Genomic DNA, 515 nt, shown 5'->3' with positions numbered 1-515 from the left:
AAGGTTGCCCTTACCAGATTTTGAGTCTGGCGCGTCTACCGGTTTCACCACTCGGGCTAATAAAGAGTTGAGATTTTACCTTGAAAGATATAAAAAAGAGATTAAAAAAGCATGAAAGCTCAAATTTGAGCTTTCATGAAAGAGGGATTATTTCTTTTTGCCTTTTTTGCCTGCGCCGGCTACTACGGCTTCTTTTAGTTTTTTGCCCACTTTAAATTTAACGGCTTTGCTAGCAGGAACATCGATAACTTTTTTAGTTCCAGGTACTCTTGCCTTTCTAGCTGCTCTATCGGCTGTACCGAATGTACCAAAACCTATAAAGCTAACGCTATCTCCTGCAACTAGTGCGTTTTGGATTACTTCTAGTGCCGCGTCAACGACTTTTAGAGAATCTTTTTTAGAAAGACCAGCCTTTTCGGCAACAGCTTGAATAAAATCAGCTTTTTTCATTGAACCATCCTTAATAAGAAGTGATATGCGGGCATTTTACAACGTTTTTATAAAAAATACAATAG

1 protein-coding gene is annotated in these 515 nt (G+C 38.4%); it reads right to left on the bottom strand.

The window, feature by feature from the left end; translation table 11 throughout:
- Positions 1-147: 147 nt before the first annotated feature.
- The gene (locus H740_RS01805) at positions 148-450 is read right to left on the bottom strand and encodes an HU family DNA-binding protein (RefSeq protein WP_002950674.1); all 303 of its coding nucleotides are present in this window, start codon (positions 448-450) and stop codon (positions 148-150) included.
- Positions 451-515 lie beyond the last annotated feature (65 nt).

This window comes from Campylobacter showae CC57C, from assembly GCF_000344295.2.
Taxonomy (GTDB): domain Bacteria; phylum Campylobacterota; class Campylobacteria; order Campylobacterales; family Campylobacteraceae; genus Campylobacter_A; species Campylobacter_A showae_B.
This window is presented reverse-complemented; position numbering and strand designations above follow the sequence as displayed.

Bases quoted from the DNA above. Each gene is read 5' to 3' on its own strand.
- H740_RS01805 (WP_002950674.1), bottom strand. From the start codon at position 450: ATGAAAAAAGCTGATTTTATTCAAGCTGTTGCCGAAAAGGCTGGTCTT.